The sequence below is a fragment of the Pantoea sp. LMR881 genome (assembly GCF_027157825.1).
Lineage (GTDB): Bacteria > Pseudomonadota > Gammaproteobacteria > Enterobacterales > Enterobacteriaceae > Pantoea > Pantoea haifensis.
The window spans coordinates 1466244-1488397 of sequence record NZ_JAPVOK010000002.1 but is presented as its reverse complement, the minus strand read 5'-3'; the positions used below and the strand labels follow the sequence as shown (position 1 = coordinate 1488397).

15 protein-coding genes, 1 tRNA gene and 3 pseudogenes are annotated in these 22154 nt (G+C 50.9%); 9 read left to right on the top strand and 10 right to left on the bottom strand.

Annotated features, from left to right (window positions below; translation table 11 throughout):
- Window positions 1–63 precede the first annotated feature (63 nt).
- The 5 genes from O3W44_RS08895 to O3W44_RS08875 all read left to right on the top strand — a co-directional run bounded on the left by O3W44_RS08895 (window position 64) and on the right by O3W44_RS08875 (window position 8603).
- The gene (locus O3W44_RS08895) at window positions 64–1812 is read left to right on the top strand and encodes a glycosyl hydrolase family 28-related protein (RefSeq protein ID WP_269292781.1); all 1749 of its coding nucleotides are present in this window, start codon (window positions 64–66) and stop codon (window positions 1810–1812) included.
- Window positions 1813–1968: 156 nt separating this feature from the next.
- Window positions 1969–2044, top strand: a tRNA-Thr gene (locus tag O3W44_RS08890).
- Between the two features lie 1135 nt (window positions 2045–3179).
- Window positions 3180–3647, top strand: a complete 468-nt coding sequence (locus O3W44_RS08885) for an inverse autotransporter beta domain-containing protein (protein WP_269292780.1) — start codon at window positions 3180–3182, stop codon at window positions 3645–3647.
- Window positions 3601–4149 (top strand): inverse autotransporter beta domain-containing protein, encoded by a 549-nt coding sequence (locus O3W44_RS08880; protein ID WP_269292778.1) that lies wholly within the window; start codon window positions 3601–3603, stop codon window positions 4147–4149. Before O3W44_RS08885 ends, O3W44_RS08880 begins: the two co-directional genes overlap by 47 nt.
- A 338-nt stretch (window positions 4150–4487) precedes the next feature.
- Entirely contained in the window at window positions 4488–8603 is a 4116-nt protein-coding gene (locus O3W44_RS08875; protein WP_269292777.1) for a putative Ig domain-containing protein, read from the top strand.
- Window positions 8604–8778: 175 nt separating this feature from the next.
- Here the strand turns inward: O3W44_RS08875 and murP are convergent.
- The 3 genes and pseudogenes from murP to O3W44_RS08860 all read right to left on the bottom strand — a co-directional run bounded on the left by murP (window position 8779) and on the right by O3W44_RS08860 (window position 12190).
- Window positions 8779–10220 (bottom strand): annotated as a pseudogene (gene murP, locus O3W44_RS08870) (PTS N-acetylmuramic acid transporter subunit IIBC).
- Window positions 10220–11132, bottom strand: a pseudogene (gene murQ, locus O3W44_RS08865) (N-acetylmuramic acid 6-phosphate etherase). The pseudogenes murP and murQ overlap by 1 nt, the downstream one beginning before the upstream one ends.
- Before the next feature lie 74 nt (window positions 11133–11206).
- Entirely contained in the window at window positions 11207–12190 is a 984-nt protein-coding gene (locus O3W44_RS08860) for a porin (protein WP_269292776.1), read from the bottom strand.
- A 669-nt stretch (window positions 12191–12859) separates the two neighbouring features.
- Between O3W44_RS08860 and cspE the strand changes: the two genes are divergently transcribed.
- On the top strand, window positions 12860–13072 hold the full coding sequence (gene cspE, locus O3W44_RS08855) for a transcription antiterminator/RNA stability regulator CspE (RefSeq protein WP_269292775.1): 213 nt from the start codon (window positions 12860–12862) through the stop codon (window positions 13070–13072).
- Entirely contained in the window at window positions 13059–13250 is a 192-nt protein-coding gene (ymcF, locus tag O3W44_RS08850; RefSeq protein WP_269294404.1) for a cold shock small protein YmcF, read from the top strand. Before cspE ends, ymcF begins: the two co-directional genes overlap by 14 nt.
- Window positions 13251–13346: 96 nt before the next feature.
- Here ymcF and O3W44_RS08845 read toward each other — a convergent pair whose 3' ends face one another.
- The 4 genes from O3W44_RS08845 to O3W44_RS08830 form a co-directional block, all read right to left on the bottom strand.
- Complete coding sequence (locus O3W44_RS08845) at window positions 13347–13862, bottom strand: SRPBCC domain-containing protein (protein ID WP_269294403.1); 516 nt, start codon at window positions 13860–13862, stop codon at window positions 13347–13349.
- Window positions 13863–14099: 237 nt separating this feature from the next.
- Window positions 14100–15671: a methyl-accepting chemotaxis protein gene (locus tag O3W44_RS08840; RefSeq protein WP_269292774.1), complete on the bottom strand. Its 1572-nt coding sequence runs from the start codon at window positions 15669–15671 to the stop codon at window positions 14100–14102.
- Between the two features lie 305 nt (window positions 15672–15976).
- Complete coding sequence (locus O3W44_RS08835; RefSeq protein WP_269292773.1) at window positions 15977–16108, bottom strand: hypothetical protein; 132 nt, start codon at window positions 16106–16108, stop codon at window positions 15977–15979.
- A gap of 63 nt (window positions 16109–16171) precedes the next feature.
- A complete protein-coding gene (locus tag O3W44_RS08830) occupies window positions 16172–17113 on the bottom strand; it encodes a chemotaxis protein (protein ID WP_269294402.1) in 942 nt (313 codons plus the stop codon).
- A 186-nt stretch (window positions 17114–17299) separates the two neighbouring features.
- Between O3W44_RS08830 and O3W44_RS08825 the strand changes: the two genes are divergently transcribed.
- On the top strand, window positions 17300–17692 hold the full coding sequence (locus O3W44_RS08825; protein ID WP_269292772.1) for a YgiW/YdeI family stress tolerance OB fold protein: 393 nt from the start codon (window positions 17300–17302) through the stop codon (window positions 17690–17692).
- Between the two features lie 45 nt (window positions 17693–17737).
- Here O3W44_RS08825 and dbpA read toward each other — a convergent pair whose 3' ends face one another.
- Entirely contained in the window at window positions 17738–19120 is a 1383-nt protein-coding gene (gene dbpA, locus O3W44_RS08820) for an ATP-dependent RNA helicase DbpA (protein ID WP_269292771.1), read from the bottom strand.
- Window positions 19121–19533: 413 nt separating this feature from the next.
- Here dbpA and O3W44_RS08815 point away from each other — a divergent pair, with 413 nt between their 5' ends.
- Window positions 19534–19752, top strand: coding sequence for a hypothetical protein (locus O3W44_RS08815; RefSeq protein WP_269292770.1), 219 nt, complete (start codon window positions 19534–19536; stop codon window positions 19750–19752).
- Window positions 19753–19803: 51 nt separating this feature from the next.
- Here O3W44_RS08815 and O3W44_RS08810 read toward each other — a convergent pair.
- Window positions 19804–21167, bottom strand: a pseudogene (locus tag O3W44_RS08810) (amidohydrolase).
- Window positions 21168–21255: 88 nt separating this feature from the next.
- Complete coding sequence (locus O3W44_RS08805; protein WP_269292769.1) at window positions 21256–22116, bottom strand: LysR family transcriptional regulator; 861 nt, start codon at window positions 22114–22116, stop codon at window positions 21256–21258.
- Window positions 22117–22154 lie beyond the last annotated feature (38 nt).

Below are 22154 nucleotides of genomic sequence, written 5' to 3'. Positions count from 1 at the left end.
GGCCCAATCGAAGTAACCTGCTGATTATCAGCGAATTATCACACTTATCCTGAGGAGGATATTATGATTGAAGTTACCTCATTTGCAGCACTCCGCACGACTGCTCCGTCTAAATCTGGCGAAGTTGCCTATCTCAACCGTTACTACGATAAAGACTCCTCTTTCCGTGGCGGCGGTGACTTTGTTGGCTTTATCGGCACTACAACGCTGAAAGATGATGGCGGCACCGTCGCGGTAGGGAGTGGTTTCTACTGGAAACGCACCATTAACGATCCTACTGAAGTGAATATCTTACACTTCGGTGCAAAAGGTGATGGTACTACTGATGATACCGATGCCTTTAACCGCATGATGTCGTGGGCGCAAAGCTATAACGCCAACGTGAAGGATCTTCCGGTTCGTTTTCCTGGCGGTAAATTCCTGATCAAGCCGATCGATATCAGCGATACAGAGATCGCTTTCTTTGGCTTGATGGGCGATGACCAGGAGTTAGGCTCGCTGCCGCGCACCACTATCGTTTCTGATAAAAGTGCGAACACGGTGTTCAAGGTAAAGGCGCGCCGTACCGCGATCAAAGGTATTACCTGGAACGGACAGGCAACAGCCGACGTTACCACCAACAAAGGCACTATCACGGCCGATATGTGCAGCAACGTTCAGCCGTTCTTCGAAAATACCTGTATCGAAGGGCAAACCGTCAATATCAGTTGCTTCCGCGCCCAAGGCACTGGCGGCACGGTGTTCAAACTGCAAGATACGCTCGACAGTAAGTTTGATCAGATCTACACGCTGAATACTTTCTCACGCGTCTTTGATGTGGGCTGGTCAAACTCACCGAACGGTGTCTGGGATCACTCCACTGCTATCGAGTTAAGCAACGCTAACTTCCAGACCGGTTACGGTGACGCCACGCTTTATATGCCACGTATGACGCAGGGGATTTTGCGTAACGTGTGGATTGAGCATACGCGTAATCCTGGTAACCTCTCTGATGGCGGCTGGACAATTGATACGCTCAATATTGAGGATTGTGGTAGTGCATTCAACCTTGATAACGCCCGCGTGCTGATGCGTCAAACTGGCCTGCAATCTGGCGCGACGGTGAGTAACAATCTGGTGGCGGGTAAGTGGCTGTCGACCTTTGAATATGGTTTCCGCCGTGATGAGCACCATGGTACTTACATGACGGGTTCACTGCGTGCTGGCTACTTTAGTGGTTATAAAGTGACCAATAATACCACCACAGATAACTGGTATCGTCTGGGACAATTTTTCTTCCCGAACGCCAACCAACAGTGGGTCATTGAGTTGACTGGTAAAGCTGACGCCACTACACCGTCAGGCACCGCTGGCTCGCCGGTCAATGTGGCAGGCACCGGTAAAACCTGGATCAACCTGCAGCGGCTGGAAACGGTATGGGCAGATGCCTGCCATATGGGACAGCCTGCGGTGCTGGATATGCGTTATAGCCGCGTCGGCACCACCTATGCTGTGGTCTGGGTGAAGCTAAAAGCCAACAGCGGTGACACCATGTTTAACCTGAAAAACACCGGCCCAACGCGCTTCGATACGGGCTCATGCTCGCTGTTCCAGGCTGACCTGTCGGTGGCGACAGATACCACCAAAATTGGCACGCTGAAACCAGCGGCACGCTTTGGTTTACATAACGGACTGGCAGGAATTGGTGCCAATGAGAAAGGTGTACTCACACTCGCGACGAGTGCAGGTACACCGACAAACAAAACCACGCCGACAGGCTTTGTTCTGGTCAATATCAACGGAGTAGACCGTAAGGTCGCTTACTACGATTGATGATCGGTACGTTTTGGCGAGGCTTCGGCCTCGCCTTTTTGGTTAATTACGGCAAACCGCGTTGTTTCTGCTGACAAAACCAGCAACTGCGCACCGCCTCTCTTGACTCATTTGCCGCTTTTTTTTAACGTAATCCCCGCAGCCATTCCCTGTACTGCCGGTATAGCTCAGTTGGTAGAGCAGCGCATTCGTAATGCGAAGGTCGCAGGTTCGACTCCTGTTTCCGGCACCAGTCAAATCAAGCAGTTAAGCATCATTGGTTCCTTTCCCCCTTAGCATGTAGGACAGATTTGGGACAACCGTTCTCATAATCGTATTAGCCTGTTTCGCGTGGCTTCAGGAAGCACCGTGTGTATTTATGACATAACGAAAAAGAAAAGTCTGTTAACACCCGATTCTCATTGTGAGAGTGACAGGCTTGAGATGATGTGAGGCTATTCAGATAAAATAGTTTGGTTATCTCACGATAAACAAAGAGGAGCTGTTAATCATTTGTGGTGAACGAGATAAACAAATAAACCTTCAGTGTTAAATAAATTGCTGTTAATTTGACTTAATATTTCTCTGGCTGATTACAGCCGAGTTTTCATGGTTATTTTCGCCATGGAAAAAACAGGGATTATTTAAGGTTAGGGTGCCCCTTTTTATCAAATTTCGCTCTCTCTTGTGATTTTTTACTGCTTGTGCTTTTTTGACAAACCTACATCCTTAACCTGATCTCATTATTTTTTTTTATTGTTATTTAATTAAGTTTTGAGTGGGTTTTTTATTTTTATTGTGATTGTTATTTTGTTTTTTTGTTGGTTTTCCGCGTCTCTTTTTTTTACTTTTGTTATGAATAAACATTGCGTCGTGTCATGTGACCGCATGTTTTATCACTCTTTTTTGATTTTAATCAATTGTATGAAGGCCATTGTTATTCATCTTTTTTTCATGCTGTTTATTCATTGCAGGTGCTCTGGTAGCGTAACCCTTACCGCGCAGGAACAACGCGAGCAGGGTGTTTTGTAATACGCAATCCGCCTGTCTTGTATCAGGTCTGGATGGGTGTGATTGTTATTTTTTATTTAATCAGCGTTGAAAGTTAATTCGTTGGTTAGGCGTTTTAATTTAACAGTGCGCTGGAGTGTTATGCGCATTTGCAAAGTGAACGAACGCTGTTTTTTGTTTTTTCGGTATTTTTCAGCAAGGAATATCTTTAAAGGTCAGGCTTATGTCAACGCTGCACTCTTATGTTTTTTTCGCTTTTTTTCGTTGAGAAATATTGCCTGGTTATGCCTTTTCCTGCAATTTTTTTCATTAGCACAGTAACATTAGCTTCTTTTTCATCGGCACAATTCACCGCTTCGAATGAATTTAGCGCCGTTATGTCGTTACAGGCCAAACCTTATATTTTGCGAAAAGGGGAAACCACAGAAAAAGTGGCAAAACGTTTCGGCCTGACGCTGGAACAACTGAGGGCATTTAACCAGTTTCGTATTTTTCAGCAGCCTTTTTCACAACTCGGCGCAGGAAGTGAGATTGATGTGCCTGCGCGCTCTTTGCGCAGTGAGTCCGGTACAGAAAAACAAAGCCCGTCACAGAAGGGGAAGCGCGTAAATGACGCAGAGGAAATCCGCCGGCTGACTGACAATCTGCAGCTTGCCGGTCATACGCTGAAAAATTTTCATAACCTCGATACTGTGACCAGTAAGATACATTCGCTGGCTAACAGCAAAGTAAACAATGCGCTACAACAGTGGCTGAGTCAGTTTGGCACCGCACAGGTAAATCTTGGTATCAGTGAATATGGCGAGTTTGCTAACAGTGCCGTCGACTGGCTGCTCCTTTTATAACTCACCAAAGCATACCTGGTTTATTCAGACCGGAGGCCGTAACCATGACAATCGCAATACGTTTAACGTCGGATGGGGATATCGCTACGTCACTGATGAGTGGATGTTAGGCGGCAATCATTTTTTTGATTATGACATAACAGGCAATAACCGTCGTTTCGGTTTCGGTGTTGAGTACAGCACCCGTTATCTGCAATTTACAGGCAATACCTATCTGCGACTCAATAACTGGCACCCGTCTCTGGATGCTGATGACTATGATGAGCGTGCAGCCAACGGTTTTGATATTCGTGCAGAAGGGAGACTGCCAGGACTTCCGCAGTTGAGTGGAAAAATAGAGTTTGAACAATATTACGGTAAAGAGGTGGCGCTCTTTGGTAAGGATAACAGACAACGCAATCCTTATGCGGTCACAAGCGGGCTGAGCTGGACGCCTTTTCCCCTCTTTACGCTGGGTGTGGACAGGCGTTTGGGGGCGGAGGCCAGAATGAAACGAATCTGAATCTCGAGTTTACCTGGCGGCCTGACGAATCATGGGCGGCACAACTGGCACCTGCGAATGTTGCTGCCATCTATCAACCAGAAAGCAGGCGACATGCTCTGGTTAAACGTAATAACCAAATCGTACTGGATTATCGTAAGCAGACGCTGATTAAATTATCCCTTAATACAACCGCAATTACCGGCCCGGCGGGAAGTCGTCAGTCACTGATAGCGAACGTAACGGCAAAATATGGCCTGTATAAAGTCCATCTGTCCGCTGATTCTCTGATTGCGGCGGGCGGGAAAGCAACACCGCTAGATAAAACCCACTTCTCGCTTACGTTACCGCGCTATCAAATGCCTGACCCTCTCTCAGACGTTAACCCTTCGAACGCCTACCTGCTTAGCCTGGTGGCAGAAGATATGAAGGGAAATCGTTCTCCATCTCAAAGCGTAATCCTGACCGTACTGCCCGCCGAAGTGGATTTTAACGGAGAGTTGCAGGTCATAAATGATGGTGCGCCAGCCGACCAAACCACACCCGTTACGGTTGTGGCGCTGCTTGAGGATGCCGATAAAAACAAGGTTGAGGATCAGCAGGTTAAGTTCAGCGTCCGCTATGCTGACAATAAAACTTCATCGCAGACGGTAAGGACGGATGTTCAAGGCAAGGCGACACTCGCTGTCACCTCTGCAGTTGCCGGTGTGACGAGCGTCACAGCAACCGCAGGGAAAAAAAGCAAAACCACAACATTACGTTTTATTCCTGTTACGGCTATTTCTTCACGTTCCATTCTGAGCATCGATCCGTCAACCCTGGTGGCTGATGGACACGCTCAGGCGGTTATCTCCCTTCAGGCGATTGATGAGGCTGATGAACCGGTAAGAGGAAAGGCGGGCGAATTGCATTTCGTCGCAACTGGCGTAAACAACATTCATGTCACCGCCATCACAGAAACCCCTGCAAACTCTGGCAACTATAGTGCTCAGGTCAGTGGCCTTACGGCTGGCCAGGCCACATTTTCACCCGAACTGAATGGCGTAAAGATCAGCGCGCTGACGAGCACACTGACGCTGACAGAACCGCTCAGTGTGCTCCCCGCCATCACGACAATCACCCTGACGGCAGGACAGAAGAACGTGAGCATTACGCCGGTGACGGCCAGCGGCGGCACGGCACCTTATCACTTTACCGTCACGCCTGCGCTGCCAGCTGGCCTGGTGATGGCACCTGACAGCGGTACTCTGAGCGGTACGCCGACAGTGCCCGCAGCAGGCAATTATACCGTGACGGTGACTGACGCAAGCGGCGCAACGTCAGCGCAAAGCTTTTCGCTGACCGTGATCGATGCGCTGGTTACCAGCCAGCGGCTGCCTGCTATCACACTGACGGTGGGGCAAACCGGCGTCAGTGTGCTGCCGGTGACGGCCAGCGGCGGCTCCGCGCCATATCATTTTGCAGTGGATCCGGCACTGCCGGATGGCCTGGTGATGGAGGCGGACAGCGGCACCATCAGCGGCTCGCCCACCACGGCGGCAGCGGGTAGGTACACCGTGACGGTGAGCGATGCGAACGGCGTGACGTCAGATCAAACGTTCTCACTGACAATTAACGGTGCACTGGTCGCTATACAGCAACTGCCTGCTATCACCCTGACGAAGGGGCAAACCGGCGTCAGTGCGGTGCCGGTAACGGTTAGCGGCGGCTCCGCACCGTATCATTTTGCAGTGGATCCGGCTTTGCCGGAGGGTCTGAAGCTGGAGGCCAGCAGCGGCACCATCAGCGGCTCGCCCACGGCGACGACGGCAGATATTCACACCGTGACGGTAAGCGACGCCAACGGCATGACGTCCGCTCAAACCTTCTCGCTGACGGTAAATGATGCGCTGATCGCTATCCCGGCACAGCCAACTGTTACGCTAACGGCGGGTCAGGCTGATGTCAGTGTGGCACCGGTAACGGCCAGCGGCGGCACCGCGCCTTATCAGTTTGCGGTGCGTCCGGCACTGCCCGGCGGCCTGATCATCAACAGGGGCAGCGGCCTTATTAGCGGCTCGCCCGCCACGGCAGCAGCGGGCACCTATACCGTGACGGTAAGCGATGCGAACGACGTGACGGCGGAACAAACTTTTTCACTCACGATCAGCGGTGCGCTGATCGCCAGCCAGATGCAGCCCACAGTGACACTGACAAAGGAGCAGAGCAGCGTCAGTGCGTTGCCGATCAAAGCCAACGGCGGCACTGCGCCTTATCAATATGCGATTACGCCGGCACTGCCAGACGGCCTGGTAATGGATGAGAGCAGCGGGGTGATAAGCGGTTCGCCTTTAACGGTAGTCACAGAGGATCACACCGTGACGGTGAGCGATGCGAACGGTGCGACGGCGGATCAAACCTTTTCACTGGTGATTAACGCTGCGCCAGTTACCCTGCTGCGGTTGCCGACCGTCACGCTGACGGCGGGTCAGACGGGCGTCAGCGTGATACCGGTTACGGTCAGCGGCGGCACTCTGCCGTACCGCTTTGCAGTGAGTCCGGCGCTGCCGGAGGGGCTGATATTCGATGAAAGCAGCGGGACGTTAAGCGGCTCGCCGGGTACAGCAGCGGCAGGTCATCATACCGTGACGGTAACCGACGCCAACGGTGTGGCATCAGAACAAACTTTCCTGCTGACCGTGAACGCAGCGTTAACAGCCAGTCTGGCGCAGCCGACCGTCACGCTGACGGTGGGTCAGACGGGCGTCAGCGTGATACCGGTTACGGCCAGCGGCGGCACTCTGCCGTACCGCTTTGCAGTGAGTCCGGCGCTGCCGGAGGGGCTGATATTCGATGAAAGCAGCGGGACGTTAAGCGGTTCGCCAGCCACCGCAGCGGCAGGTCATCATACCGTGACGGTCACCGACGCCAACGGTGCGGCATCAGAACAAACTTTCCTGCTGACCGTGAACGCAGCGTTAACAGCCAGCCTGGCGCAGCCGACCGTCACGCTGACGGCGGGTCAGACGGGCGTCAGTGTTGTACCGGTTACGGCCAGCGGCGGCACCGCGCCGTACCGTTTTACCGCCACGCCGGCGCTGCCGGAGGGCCTGATATTTGATGAAAGCCGCGGGACATTAAGCGGTTCGCCAGCTACCGCAGCGGCGGGTCAGCACAGCGTAACGGTAAGCGATGCCAACGGCGTAACGTCAGCTCAAACCTTTTCGCTGACAGTGAATGCTGCGCCCCTTGCCAGCCAGCAGTTACCGGTTGTCACGCTCACGGCAGGGCAGCCCCGCGTCAGTGTTGTGCCCGTCACTGCCAGCGGTGGCACTCTACCGTACCGCTTTACGGTAAGCCCGGTACTGCCGGACGGTCTGGTAATGGATATAACCAGCGGCACAGTGAGTGGTTCGCCTTTAGCAGCAGGATCGGGCAGTCACACAGTAACGGTGAGCGACGCCAATGGCGTGACAACAGAGCAAGCCTTTTCATTGACGATTAACGATGCACTGGTCGCTCTTCAGGCGCAACCCGTTATCACCCTGACGGCAGAAATCGCCGGATCCAGCGCGGCACCAGTCACCGCCAGCGGCGGCACCGCACCTTATCACTATACGATAAGGCCGGCGCTACCAGATGGCCTGATCATGGATGCCACTAACGGCACGCTAAGTGGTACACCTGCGGTTGCGGCGGCGGCAAAAACCTATGCCGTAACGGTAAGTGATGCGAATGGCGTAACGGCAGAAAATACCTTTTCGCTGCGGATAAATGTCAATGTCGTTGTGGCCTCCGATACCTCAAACGTTATCTTTAATATTAATAATAAAGATATTTATGCGAAGCCGTTTTCCAGTCGGGGAGGCAGGGCACCTTACACTTACGCAATAATTGAGGGTGATTTACCACAGGGGATTACGCTGTCGGCCTCCGGGGAAATTTCGGGGCGGATCTCGGATGTCGGCTCGCATAACTTTGTGACCATTCAATCCACAGATGCAGACGGAATAACCTCTTCAAATAGCATAACGGTAAAAATTTCCTTTATTACTGCGGGGGTGATCAGAGTGGGTGCCGGTTTAAGGGTCTCCCATCCGGAATGTCTGACGGATGGGCTGTACACCACCGACTATTTTGCTTCATGCGTGACCTATTCACTGATCGCTAATTTGGGATTTGTTGAGAATGAGACCTTCTTTGATGTTGGCTTTGGCGGCGAATCCGTGGTGATGAAAGGCGCACAGCTGATTGGCTACTGGCGACAAAACAGTCCGGGAACCATGGGCAACTGGCAGCTGGAGGGATGCTCAACCTTATTGTGCAGCGATACCACCGTTATTGCCGGCCCTGTTCCCTATGCGATGGGACAAATTATTTCCAGCTCGAATCGCAAAGCCTATCCCGCTTACCGGTTTCGCTACGTTGGCGGTCAGGCCAGTGCAAATGGCGGCGGGGGAACCGGATCGATCACTGAATTGTTGACACTCTTTTAGTGATTGCCGATGGGGATACACTCCCCGGGTTGCAGCAAAAAAAGAGAGCGATGATCCAAAGGTTAAGGGGAATGTTTTGATATGAAGTAATGAATACTGCCCGCATCATGCGGGTGCGGGCAGTATCAAAGAGAGACGTTACGCGAGGCTACCAGTGACGCGCCTCTGGCAGGGGTCAGCTTAAATCAACATTTTTATGGCCAAAGAACCAGGTAATGATAAAGCCGAAAAAATAGGAGATCAGTACGCCAGCGGCGTAAATTGCCATGCCAGCATAGATCCCCTGTCCTGACGTCATCAGCGGCAGGGAAACCAGGCCTGACGGGCCAAACACCGTGTTGAGGCCGATTGGTAATCCCAGCCAGGCAATCAAGCCAATAAAGAACCCGCCGCAGGCTCCGCCGATACAGGCCGTCACAAAAGGTTTTACGCGGGGCAGCGTGACGGCATAAATCAGCGGCTCACCAATGCCAAGCAGTCCTGGAATAATGGCCCCTTTGACCTGGTTACGAATAGCTGAATGTGGCGCGGAGCGATAATAAAGCGCCAGTGCTGCGCCTACCTGACCGCCACCAGCCATCGCCAGAATCGGAAACAGTGAGTTAAAACCCTGTACATCCATCAGGGCAAAGTAGACCGGAATAAAGCCCTGGTGCACACCAAAAACCACAGCGATCAGGAACAGCCCCGCCAGCACTGCGCAGCCAAAAGGATTGCCGTTCAGGTGTAAAAAGAGCCACGACATGCCTTTAAACAGTTCGCCGCCGAAAGGCATGATAACGGTAAACGTCAGTGCACCGGTGATCAGTAGCGTCAGCATTGAGGTGACAATCATGTCGAGATTATCAGGCACGACTTTGCGAATTTGTCGCTCAACCCAGGCGCCAAGAATAGTGGCAATCAACACGCCGATAATGTTGCCGCGTGGATCAATCGCCATGTCAAAGAAATTATCGATGCCAGAGAAATAGCCCGTGGTCGCTGCCGGGTTATAACCAAGCAAGAACAGAGAGGCGATAATGGCACCGTTTACGCCCGAACCCCCAAAAGCCTTTTGTGCGTTATAACCAATCAGAATCGGCAAAAGGTAAACAACCCTTTGCCAAAAATTTTCATGTAACCCACAGCGTGGACAAGCAGGCCATTTTTATCAGCCACATCTGCAAGCAAGCTTTGTTCGATTAATGTAGCAAAACCTAACAGCATGCCTGCCGCGATAAAGCCCGGGATCAGTGGCGTAAAAATGGTGGCAAATTTCGTCAGGAATTGATGAACCGCGCTGGTTTGTTTCGCTTTCATCTTTTGTTTGGTATGACTGGCAGAGGCCGCCAGAGAGTGTGGTTCAGCCTCCGGCGTCGTGCTATCCGCCAGCATCGCATTCATCATTTCTGCTGCTGTTTGCGCTTTTCCTGGGCCAACGATAATTTGCAACTGATCGTCGCTGTTAACGACGCCCAGCACGCCCGCCAGAGATTTCAGTTGGCTGTAATCAACCCTGCGATCGTCTTTGAGCGTGAGACGCAGGCGTGTCATACAGTGTCCACAGGTTTGAATATTCTCTTTATTGCCGACAAGGTGCAGTATTTGAGCAATAAACGGCTGCGTAATTTTCGCCATTACCGGGCTCCTTCTTGTGCCAGGGCTGGTCGGATAAACCCATCGAACTTCTCTAAACGCGCTCTGGCCTGCTCATGGGTCAGGTTTGCCAGCACCATGACGATGGCCGTTTTGCAATGTCCATCACAGGCTTGCAGCGCCTGTGATGCTGTCTGTTGATCGCATTCGGCTGCCTGCATCACAATGTTGACCTGGCGCTGTACCAGCTTCATGTTGGTGGCTTCAACATCCACCATCAGATTGCCGTAGACTTTACCGCTGCGGATCATGGCACCGGTTGTCAGCATATTAAGTACCAGCTTCTGTGCGGTGCCTGCTTTCAGGCGCGATGAACCGGTTATCACTTCAGCACCTACCACAGGCGTTATCGCGATATCGGCAATTTGCGTGATGGCACTGCCTTCATTACAGGTCAGCGCAATGGTGCGTGCACCCAGGCTTTTTGCATGCTGTAGTGCGCCCATAACGTAAGGGGTACGACCGCTTGCAGCGATCCCGACCAGGACATCGTCAGCGGTAAAATGAATGTTATTTAAATCCTGCTGCCCTAAAGACTCACTGTCCTCGGCATTTTCTACCGCTTGTAAAATCGCCTGATGCCCTCCGGCAATCAGTGCAACCACCTGTTCACGGGGTGTGCCATAGGTTGGCGGGCATTCACTTGCATCCAGAATCCCTAACCGTCCGGACGTGCCCGCGCCGCAATAGACCAGCCGTGCATTTTTTTCTGAAGGCGGCAACAATGAGATCTACCGCCTGGCTAATCGCGGGGATCACCTTTTCGACCGCCAGTGCCACTTTTTGATCTTCATTGTTGATGACTCTTAACATTGCTTCTGTTGAAAGCATATCGATATGCGCGCTGTGGCTGTTACGGCCTTCAGTGGTCAGGGCAGATAAATCAATTTTCATTACTTTTTCGCCATTGAAATCGTTAACGCGGCAACGCTATGTCGCCGCACTTAAAGCAAAGAGAAGAGGAGGGGTTAAAATTCGTAGCGCAATCCGGCGTGATAGAAGTTCTGTGATGCTGAACTGCCGCCAAACGATACCGTTTTACCTGTGGTGATATTTTTACCATCCTGGCCATTGCGCAGAACATACGAGGTATAAATCGAGCTGCGCGGTGTCAGTTTGTATTGCAGTTCAAAAGTGGTATCACGTAACACCAGCTCATCGCCGCCGTCGTTGTTGAGATAGCGATAACCAGCACGTACCGTCCAGTCGCTGTTGAGATCATAAGCCGCGGTGAACTCCCAGTTTTTATCTTTACTGTCAGTGTGGCCGTTGGTGTAAGTCACGCTATCTTGTGAATAGAGCACGCCAAGCATAAAAGAGCCGAGATAGTAGCGCGTACCCACGCCGCCATAGGTAAAGGTGTCTGCTCCCGCGGTGCGGCTGTTGATACTCTGCTTCGCCCGGGTTTTTTGATAAGCAATAACAGGCGCCAGCTTACCGGCTGTACCCATATCCAGCGTGTAACGCAGGGCCGTATTGAAGCCATAATCTAAATCAGATGTGCTATTGCCGAAGATATAAGCGGTAGAGAAATCAATATTGCCTAACGTATTTTGATACTGCACTGTGCCATCCTGACGGAAGACCTGGACAGCGGTTGGATCAATGTGTCTTGCCTGACGACCTGTTGATACATCAGAACTGGCGAAAACGTCACCGATGTCTGTGAACATAATCAATCCGGAAGAGACGCGACCCGCAGTCACTTTGCCATATTCTGAAAAATCCAGACCAGCCCAGACATAACGTGCGGTCAGGCTGTCATTTTCGCCCTCGACATTATTGGCATATTCAGAAGCATTGACTTGATATTGCGCAAGCCCGATTAGCGAGACCTTGTCATTGACTACCTGACGTCCACTGATCCCTAAACGCCCGTCAAAATCCCCTTGGTCATTTCCGGTTTTCTTATCAGAAATGTTAAAGCCTAATCGCCCATAGAGATCGAGCACAGAACCGTCATTATTTCGATAAATTTCAGCGGCCTGTGTCGTAAAGCTTGTGAGAAGAGCAAGAAGTGAGATCGTACAACGCATTGTTTTCATTATTATTACCCTGGTATTGAAAAAGAAAAAGCCGTTTCAAAGCGGGAGGAATAATTAATTATTTTTTATTCTTATAAAAGGAATATTTTATTCCTGTTGTCTGAATTGTGAGCTAAATCATGAAAATCATTAGCATTGTTTAAGATCAAACTTAAGGGTTTTCAGGCGAAAAATTGCGCGTCAGACGAGGAAGAATGATGATTAATCGCGGTTTTTTTGAAAGAACGGGCGTTATTCCGTCAACATTATTTGATAAAACTTCACGGGAGTTTAAAAAAACGCTAACGATGGCTTTATTTTCACTTACCGGGAAAATAAAATTATTTACGCCTGTATTTTAACAAGATGGGCAAAGCACACCGGTTTAAGTATGAAAACCGCTTGCATCTCAGTCTCAAACGTGACCTAATGCACCGTCGGTTTGATTAACAGACACTATCAAAGTAAGTACCCAAAGCAGTTCTCATCTCTAAGTTTGTCGTGAGACATCCCTTCTTTTGAGTCTTCTCTTACGTTCTGATTGAAATCTGTTCTCAGGCCATTTATGCCGGAAGGCTCAATATTAAGGAATTAAACATGTCTAACAAAATCCGCGGCACCGTAAAATGGTTTAACGCAGAGAAAGGTTTCGGTTTCATCTCTCCTCAGGATGGCAGCAAGGACGTATTCGTCCATTTCTCTGCAATCCAGGGCACAGATTTCCGTTCACTGGATGAAGGTCAGCAAGTTGAGTTTACAGTAGAAAACGGTGCAAAAGGCCCGGCTGCTGCGAACGTTGTTGCTCTCTAAGGACGGCAAAATTACGCGTTTTAAATGCCCACACTGTAATGGCTCACAGTACCGTACATCACATTTTGATGTAACAAGAGCCAACCCGCATGGAGCGAAGTGCATTTTTTGTAAAACGGTTGTTGTTCAAATCAACACGGCAAGGATGGCATATCAGAGCCAGCCCGGTGCTCTCTGATAAAGGCGACTTGAGCTTTATAGCGTTGTTGCATTAACGATAATTTGAAAGGCTGCCATCTGGCGGCCTTTTTGTTTTGAAGTCGGTGATCAAACGTTAACGGCGATTGTTGCGCGCCGCCGCCACCAGACCATCAAGCCACTCCTGATGACCATTGATCATCGGATTCGGTTTCGCTTTCGCTAATTCTTCCGCTGGTTTTCCTTTTTGCGTTTCCTGCGTCAAAATGCGCACACGATTATCAGGTAAATCTTCTATCAGCCAGGCGTGCAGCACATCTAAACGCTCTGCCGAGCCTTCTTCTCCTGCCCAGCCATGCCATGATACCCGAGCCGGTTCGCCTTGCGCGGCGGCGGCGTATTCAGTGACGCGGGCTTCCACCGGAAAACCGAACGTTTCAAAATAAAAACGCACACCCTGTTCCAGCTCCGGTCCCTTGTTGTCATAAAAACGCGCGTTTGCCGAATTTTGATAATAGGTTGGCCACAGAGCGGGAGTAATAAGCAGTGGCCAGATATCAGCAGTAGAAAGCCCGGCCACAATCACTTCATTGGAACAAAAGTTTTCAGTAAAGCCAGGAATAAAGCCTTGCGGCCAGTTAATCGCATGCATTTTCATCGCAGTTATCTCTTCAACAATTTAAGACGCTGCTTCAGAAAAGCTGAAACAGCATGGCGGTATTGAAAGAGTGTGACAGCGGAAATGTTATAAATGAAATCGTTATATTTTATTTTAAATATCATCATTAATGATATCTGATGGGGATGCTGGCTGTAACTGGCGCGGGGTGAGGGTGAGCTGCCATTGAAGACAGGAAACGTTGCCCGGCAAACATTGCCGGGCAAGGCATTATGCGTGGTTAACCGACATCTGACCGACTTTGAATACGCTCATCGCCTGAGCCATACGCTCAGCCTGATCCTGTAACGCCTGCGACGCAGCAGAAGCTTCCTGCACCAGCGCAGCATTTTGCTGAGTAACCGCTTCCATTTGCGTGATTGCCAAATTGATCTCACTAATGCCGCTACTTTGTTCGCTGCTGGCGATAGTAATTTCGCTCATGATATTTGCCACACTTTGCACGCTGCTCACCACGTCACCAATGGTGGAACCGGCATGGGTAACCAGTCTGCTGCCTTCATCAACTTTGGCTACCGAGTCTTCAATCAGAACTTTAATTTCTTTCGCAGCAGAAGCGGAACGCTGCGCCAGATTGCGCACTTCTGTTGCCACCACGGCAAAACCGCGCCCTTGTTCACCGGCGCGTGCAGCTTCAACCGCAGCGTTAAGAGACAGAATATTGGTCTGGAAAGCAATGGAATCGATGACACTAATGATGTCGACAATTTTCTTCGACGACAGGGCAATCGCTTCCATCTTCTCGATCACTTGTTCCATGACTTCACCGCCTTCACGCGCTACGGTTGAAGTCGATGCCACCAGTTGGTTTGCCTGCCGGGCGTTATCCGCATTATGTTTCACCGTTGACGTCATTTGCTCCATAGCAGAAGCGGTTTCTTCCAGTGAACTGGCCTGTTGCTCAGTACGGGTTGAAAGGTCAAGGTTACCGCTGGAGATTTGATTTGATGCCACGGCAATGGTGTCAGAACCGGTACGAACTTCAGTCACGATAGAAAGCAGGTTGTCATTCATGCGCTGGAGCGCCTGCATCAACACGCCCATTTCATCACGCGAGTTGACCTGAATTTTTGAGCTGAGATCGCCTGCCGCAACATTTTCCGCCACATTCACAGCGGCAACCAGTGGGCGAACAATAGAGCGGGTCAGGAAATAACCCAGCAGAACAGAGGCTGCAATTGCCAGGGCTGAGAAAATCAGGGTAATAAGAATGGCGGAGGAGCCGTCGGCTACAATGTTTTGGCCTTCATTACGCAACTGAGAATCTTGCGAATTAGCAAATGTCACTGCGTCATCAAGAAATTTATTTTGCGTAGCCGTCATCGACTTCAGGACATAGGTGCTGGCGGCGTCAAAATCACCGGTTTTGACAATAGCGATTAATTCGTTTTTCACTTTTTCAAACGCTTCACCAGAGGCGATCAGCCCGGCAATCTTTTTCTTGCCAACTTCAGTGACCTGAATAGCTGCGATTTTTTTCATCGCCTCGTTAGTGCGTTGTGTCGCCTCGTCCAGTTGGCCGAAACGCTTAACGTTGTACTCCGGATGATGGGTATCAATAACGATGCCGCGCAGATATTTAATCTGATCGTTAACGCCGTCACGCACATCAAAAGCCAGACGTACTTTAACGTAACGATCGTCAACGATCGACGCGATCCCGCTTTTGATGTTATTAATTTTGCTAATGGAGGTGACGCCGATCACTATCAGCAGCGCGACCACAATACCAAAGGCGATGGCAAGCCGGATACCGACCTTCATATTTTTGATACTGAACATCTTTCTCTCCCCGTTTTTTTTAATAGAGTTAATTCAACAATTAATATCCATTGCCAATCCGTTTATAGCTTTCGTTTGCGCGGTGTGTCAGCGCGCAAATAAAGGGTGTTCCAGCGCACTCAGTTATCGGAAGCTTTAATTTTAACTTTAGTTTTTTTGATATAAATCAACGTTAAAGCGCGTCCGCGCCTGAACTAATTAGATGTTTTAATGTTTGGTGGGAGGAAGAAACAAATAACACTTCAGGCTGCCAGCAACGCGCTGACAACCTGAACGGATCGTTTAAGAGAGAGGGAACGGGAGGATCAGAAGATCAGAATGAACAGGCCAACCCAAAAAATACTGCTCATAATGATGGCGGTAATCCAGCTCAGTTGACGCAGACGCCCGTGCAGAAAAGAGCTGGACTGTTTCGTTGCGATTGTTTCGGTATTCATCTTCTCTGTCCTGCATTGCTATGCCGCTCATCAGCGGCAGACGTTAACGATGGTCGGTCTGGGTTAACCTGCCGCTTCAAGCACGCTGGAAATCACATCGGAAAGTTCATTCAGCTCGAATTTAGCCACGTAGCCGTCAGCACCGACTTTACGCACATGATCCTCATTGGCGCTGCCGGAAAGCGAAGAGTGAATCACCACCGGAACCTGCTTCAGAATTTCATCGCGCTTGATGTTACGGGTCAGGGTGAAACCGTCCATTTCCGGCATTTCAAGATCGGTCAACACCAGGGCAATCTTGTCGCGAATCGGCAAGCCTGCGGCCTGGGCTTCCTGGCTCATCTGCTTGATTTTTTCCCATGCCTCAAGACCGGTGTTATACATCAAGGCAGGAATGCCCATGCTTTTCAGTCCCTGCTCAAGTAGCTGACGCGCTACTTTTGAGTCTTCTGCGACAATGGCAACGGCCCCCGGCTGAAATTTAAACGCGCGGGCGATTTGGGCTTCTGGCTCTGCGCCGCGTACAGACGGAATGATGTCATACAGAATTTGTTCAACGTCCAGCACCATCGCCAGGTTGTTGCTCTGCTTGTCATTATCTAAGCAGGCGATACTGGTGATGTTGCGCCCTCCGATGCCCGCTTCTGCCGTATGAACCTGACTCCAGTCAAGACGCACAATGTTCTCAACAGACTCCACCGCAAACGCCTGGGTATTGCGCGCATATTCCGTCACCAGCAGTAGATTCAGGCCCGTTTCTGGCACGCAGCCCGCCACGGCAGGTAAATCGATAACCGGAATAAACTGATCGCGAATGCTGGCCATGCCAAGCAGCGGTGATTTCATGCCTGCCGCTTTAGTGATCGTGGGCATAGGCACAATTTCACGCAGCTTAAAGACGTTAATACCGAACAGTTCTGATTTGCCTTTTCGCTGATCTGAGCCTAAGCGAAAAAGCAGCAGTTCAAACTTGTTCGATAACGCGAGGTTCGCTCTCTCATCTATCTCTTTTGAAAATTATCCATTGTTGCCTCTGCATCGGCGCAGGTGATGAACAGTTAGTGATGAAGTTATCGGCAGCAGACGAAAAAAGGTGAGAGCAACCAGGGAAATTAAACGGCCGTCGATTATTGTGCCAGGCTTAACGGTGACAATGTGAAATGGATAACCTTTCAGATAAAGGAGCGCATAATGAAAAAAGTCATGTTAGCCACACTGTTAGTGATGTTGAGTTCAGGTGTATATGCGGAGAAAGGCGGCTTTGAAGGCGGTGAGACAGCACCCTCGCAGTCAAAGCAGGATGCAGGCTATAAAGGATCGGAAGACACCGGACAGACGCATATTAATCAGATTCGTGATTTTCGTCAGGATGGTTATGTCACGCTGGAAGGCTATATTGTGAAAAAAGAGCAGGGCGATCGTTATCAGTTCCGCGATACAACCGGCACTATTACCATCATTGCGCCGGAAAAAACCTTTGACGGGAAAACCTATCAGGCGAATGACAAAGTCCGCGTGAATGGCAGAGTCAAAGGCAAAGGTGAAGATACCACCTTGCAAGTTACCGCGATTGAAAAACCTTAATATTTACCGGGCGAGGTGATGCCTCGCCCGGCCTGTCTGAATCTGTCAGTCCTTCAGTAAAATTGCCCGGCAGGTTTTGCCTTTGATTTTTCCCTGCTTGAGTTTTACCAACGCATTCTTAGCCTGTGCCGCGTCAATCGCGACATAAGCGTGTGTCGGTGTCAGGACAATTTTTCCAATTTGTTCAGCGCGATAGCCCGCTTCACCCGTGAGGGCGCCCAAAATATCACCCGGACGAATTTTGGCTTTGCGACCCCCATCAATACAGAGCGTCATCATGGCGGCGGGTAAGGGTTTACTGCTGCCTTTTTTCAGCGTGCTGGCGGCAACCCACGGCAGCGACTGCTGTAAAAAGTCTTCCAGCGCGTGCGCACGCGCCATCTCATCGGCTGCGACAAAACTCACGGCTGCGCCCTGTTCGCCGGCGCGTGCGGTACGCCCGATGCGATGGACGTGTACTTCAGGATCCCAGGCCAGCTGGTAGTTTACGACGAGTGCCAGCGATTTAATGTCCAGACCGCGCGCCGCAACGTCGGTTGCGACCAGTACGCGACCACTGCCATTAGCGAAGCGGATCAGAACGCGCTCGCGATCGCGCTGTTCCAGATCGCCATGCAGCGCCAGCGTACTGATGTCACGATCGTTAAGCGCAGCAGCAATATCATCACATTCGCGTTTGGTGTTACAAAACACGACACAGGATGAGGGCTGACGTTCGCTCAGCAGGGCGATCAGCAGCGGCAGCTTTTCACTGTTACTGGCCTCAATAAATTGCTGTTCAATGTTGGGTAATTCGCTGACCTCTTCAGTCACTACGCTCAAGGCATCGCGCTGAAAGCGCGTGCTGATTGCTGCAATGGCTTCGGGCCAGGTAGCAGAAAACAGCAGGGTCTGACGCGAGGATGGCGTCGCTTCAATAATGGCTTCCATATCGTCGCGAAACCCCATTTCCAGCATGCGATCGGCTTCATCCAGTACCAGCGTGCGCAGGTTATCTAACTGAATATTTTCACGCTTAATGTGATCAAGAATACGGCCTGGCGTGCCCACAATAATATGGGGTGCATGGTTAAGCGAATCGCGCTGGGCACTAATGGGCTGACCACCGCAGAGCGTCAGTACCTTAATATTGCGCGTGAAGCGTGCCAGCTGGCGCAGGGCATTACTGACCTGATCTGCCAGTTCACGGGTTGGGCATAAAATCAGCGCCTGGGTCTGAAACTGCGTGCTGTCGATCTGCTGCAACAAGCCAATACCAAAAGCAGCGGTTTTGCCGCTACCGGTTTTCGCCTGTGCACGCACGTCGCGTCCCTGCAAAATAGCGGGCAGCGTGGCGGCCTGAACAGGCGTCATGCTGATATAGCCCATCTCGCGCAGGTTATCGAGTTGACTGTCAGGAAGCGTATTAAGAGTAGAAAAAGCGGTCACGGGCGCGGCCTCTGCGGCAGAAAGTGAAGGGCATTATTGCGCGCGCAAGTCTGGCAGAAAGCGCATGCAACGGCAACGGGAACCTTGAAGATGAATCAGATGCAGCAATCAGGCTAAACAGCATTAGGATTAAACCGAAGTTTGAAATTAATGGTTGGTATTTTCTAATACATTTAGCAAATCTTGATCATTTCGTGGCAAATAAACCGCACGATAAGGCCAAAGATATCTTTATAAACAGGCGATTTTGATACTTATTTATGCGTTAAATCAGAACCGTCTGTTTTATTTACTACAGTAATAAAATTAATCATTAAAAAATATAACCTGTGTTGCCGATAAAAATCTTAAGCCAATTGCTTTATATTTAGCGCGCCATATTCCTATTACAACGACCGTTAGAGGGTTTTTCATTGAGTAATAGTATCCAGGGATCACATGAAAATGTGCTTAAAATAGTGGGCCGCGCCGTGTTGACGTTGCACGTTCATGGAGAAAGCTTATCTGCCGATAAGATCGCTTCCATGATCGGCTGTTACGCGGAAGATGAGCCCTGTGATCAGGAAGATCGTCGCTTGTATGCGCTGGCAATGGAAATTATGTCGAAAAATGATCTGTCAAAAAGCGCCTGACACGGCAGATTTTCAGATTGATTAAAGCCTCCTTATGGAGGCTTTTCTTTTTCACCGGGAGGAGGTAAATACCGCTTTACCGCGAGCAAAGGTCGCAACGACCGGAGAAACACGCGCAACCGCCTCTGCTGAACAACTCGCTGTCACAATCATCATACTGGCGTCATCTCCCTGCTTCGGCCATTGACGCTCGCCTTGCGCTGACAGGGGCAAAACACCTTCTGTGGCAATAGCCAGGGCGCGAGTCAGTGAATACTCATCTGAACCGCGATAAAGCTGCGCATAAAGATTCGCTTTTTCCAGCATGCTGCCGGTGCCAAACGGTGACCAGTGGTCAATAACGCTGTCGGTGCCAGTGATTACGTTAATGCCTGCCGCCTGAAGCTGCGGTAGCGGCATCGTGAGTTTGCCGATGGGCAACGTTGACGCCACGCTAAACTGCTGTTCGGCCAGATCATGAATTATCTCGTCCAGTTCGCTGCCATCAAGTGTTGCGAGGGCAAAGCCGTGGCTGAGCGTAACTTTCCCTTTCAGGGCTGGATTTTTTGCCACCGTGGCGATCATATAGCGAATCGCTGCTACGCCAGCGGGCGACGTTTCATGCAGGTGAATATCAACACCACGCTCAAAGTCGAGCGCAATCTGAAACATCGCATCCAGCGATTTCTCCATCGCGCCATCAACCTGGGTAGGATCGAGCCCACCGACAAAGTGCACACCCCGCTGCATCGCCTCACGCATCAGACTATCCACCTGTGAATGCAGTAAACCATGCTGAGGAAAAGCGACAATCTCGCAGGAAAAATCGGGGTGTTTAGCCAGCGCGATTTGCAGATGTTCCAGACTTTTCAGACCGCTAACCGGATCGATATTGCAATGGCTACGCGCACGGGTCGTACCTTTCGATTGCAACAGACGTATCAGGCTTTCGGCACGTGCGCTGGAGGTTGGCAGTAACTGAGGGATCAAAACCTGTTCACGCGCAATCATATCCATAATCGTTTTCCCTGGCGCGGGCGCGGAGCGTGCCAGGGACCGCCGTAAAACGTTTTGTCGAGATGGATGTGCATATCCTGTGTGGAGGGCAACAACAACCCGCCTTGTGCATCCCAGGCGGGCAGAGTGGCTGGACCTTGTCCTGCCGGGAGAAGCTGCTCAAACTCACCGTTATTAATCGTGATGTCATACAACGCGGTTCTGGTCGCGACGATCTCACTGCCATCGCACTCAAATCCCTCTTCGAGACGCACATTGCGCAGCAGATAGCGATCCGCATGCGGCAGGGAAGAAGGCAGTTGGGGGTGTGCGGCTGCAACAGCAGTTTGCATGCCCGCAGCAATTAAGCTGCCAGCAGCTGTCCAGCGCAAGCCCTGGCTCAGAAACGCGCGGCGGCTGGTGGGAGGTGAAAGTGTCATCAGAGGCTCCGGCAAAAAAGACTCTCTTAATCTGACAAAAGGTTGTGCCCGGTGCTGCGCTATTTTCCACTGGCAACTATTTAATAAATCACTGCCAGTTAAGTTGGCCAAATTCCACTAACGCAGTGGCCAGCTGACGCTGAAGCGCATCGTCAGGATGCCGACAAAACAGTGCCAGCTCAAAAGTATTGATTTCAGGCAAGCCGTGCTGATGGTCCAGCACGCGATGCTGGGGTAAGCGACAGCTGGCTGGCAGCAGCGTTAAACCCAGCCCCTGCGCACTGGCAGCGGCCAGCGCCACCAGACTCGCACTGCTATAGCTGATGCGCCAGCTACGGCCCAGCGCATCCAGCGTCTGGCACATCTCTTCGCGATACAAACCCTGCTGCGGGAACATCACCAGCGGAACGGGCGCTTGTTCAAAACAGGGGTGTGCCGCACTGTCCAGCCACAGGAGCGGCTCTGGACGTGCTGCCAGTGGACGTTCACCATGAAGCTGTTTTATCAGCATGATATCCAGCTCCTCACGCTGCCAGGCGCGCCGCAGTTCAACCTGCATACCACTCATCACATCCAGTCGCAGGTGTGGATGTTCGCGGCTAAAATTTGCCAGCAGTCCGGCGGTAGGCGCGGCAAAATCTTCCGGTACGCCCAACCGCAGCACGCCGTCGCGCCATTTATCACTCAATACATCATGCGCTTCGCCATTCAGCGTAATAATGCGACGGGCATAGCCAAGCAGCTTTTCACCCTCTTCAGTGATCTGAACCTGATGCGATGAGCGTGACAGCAGTGCTTTACCAACCATCTCCTCCAGCCGACGCACCTGCTGGCTCACGGTAGACTGCGACAGATGAACGCGCTCGGCGGCGCGGGTAAAGCTGGCGGTTTCACACACAGCGACAAAGCTCAGTAGCTGTTGCGGGGTGAACATAGGATGTCGATTCATTTTTCCACTACCAGCATGCGTAATATTTTATTTCCAAA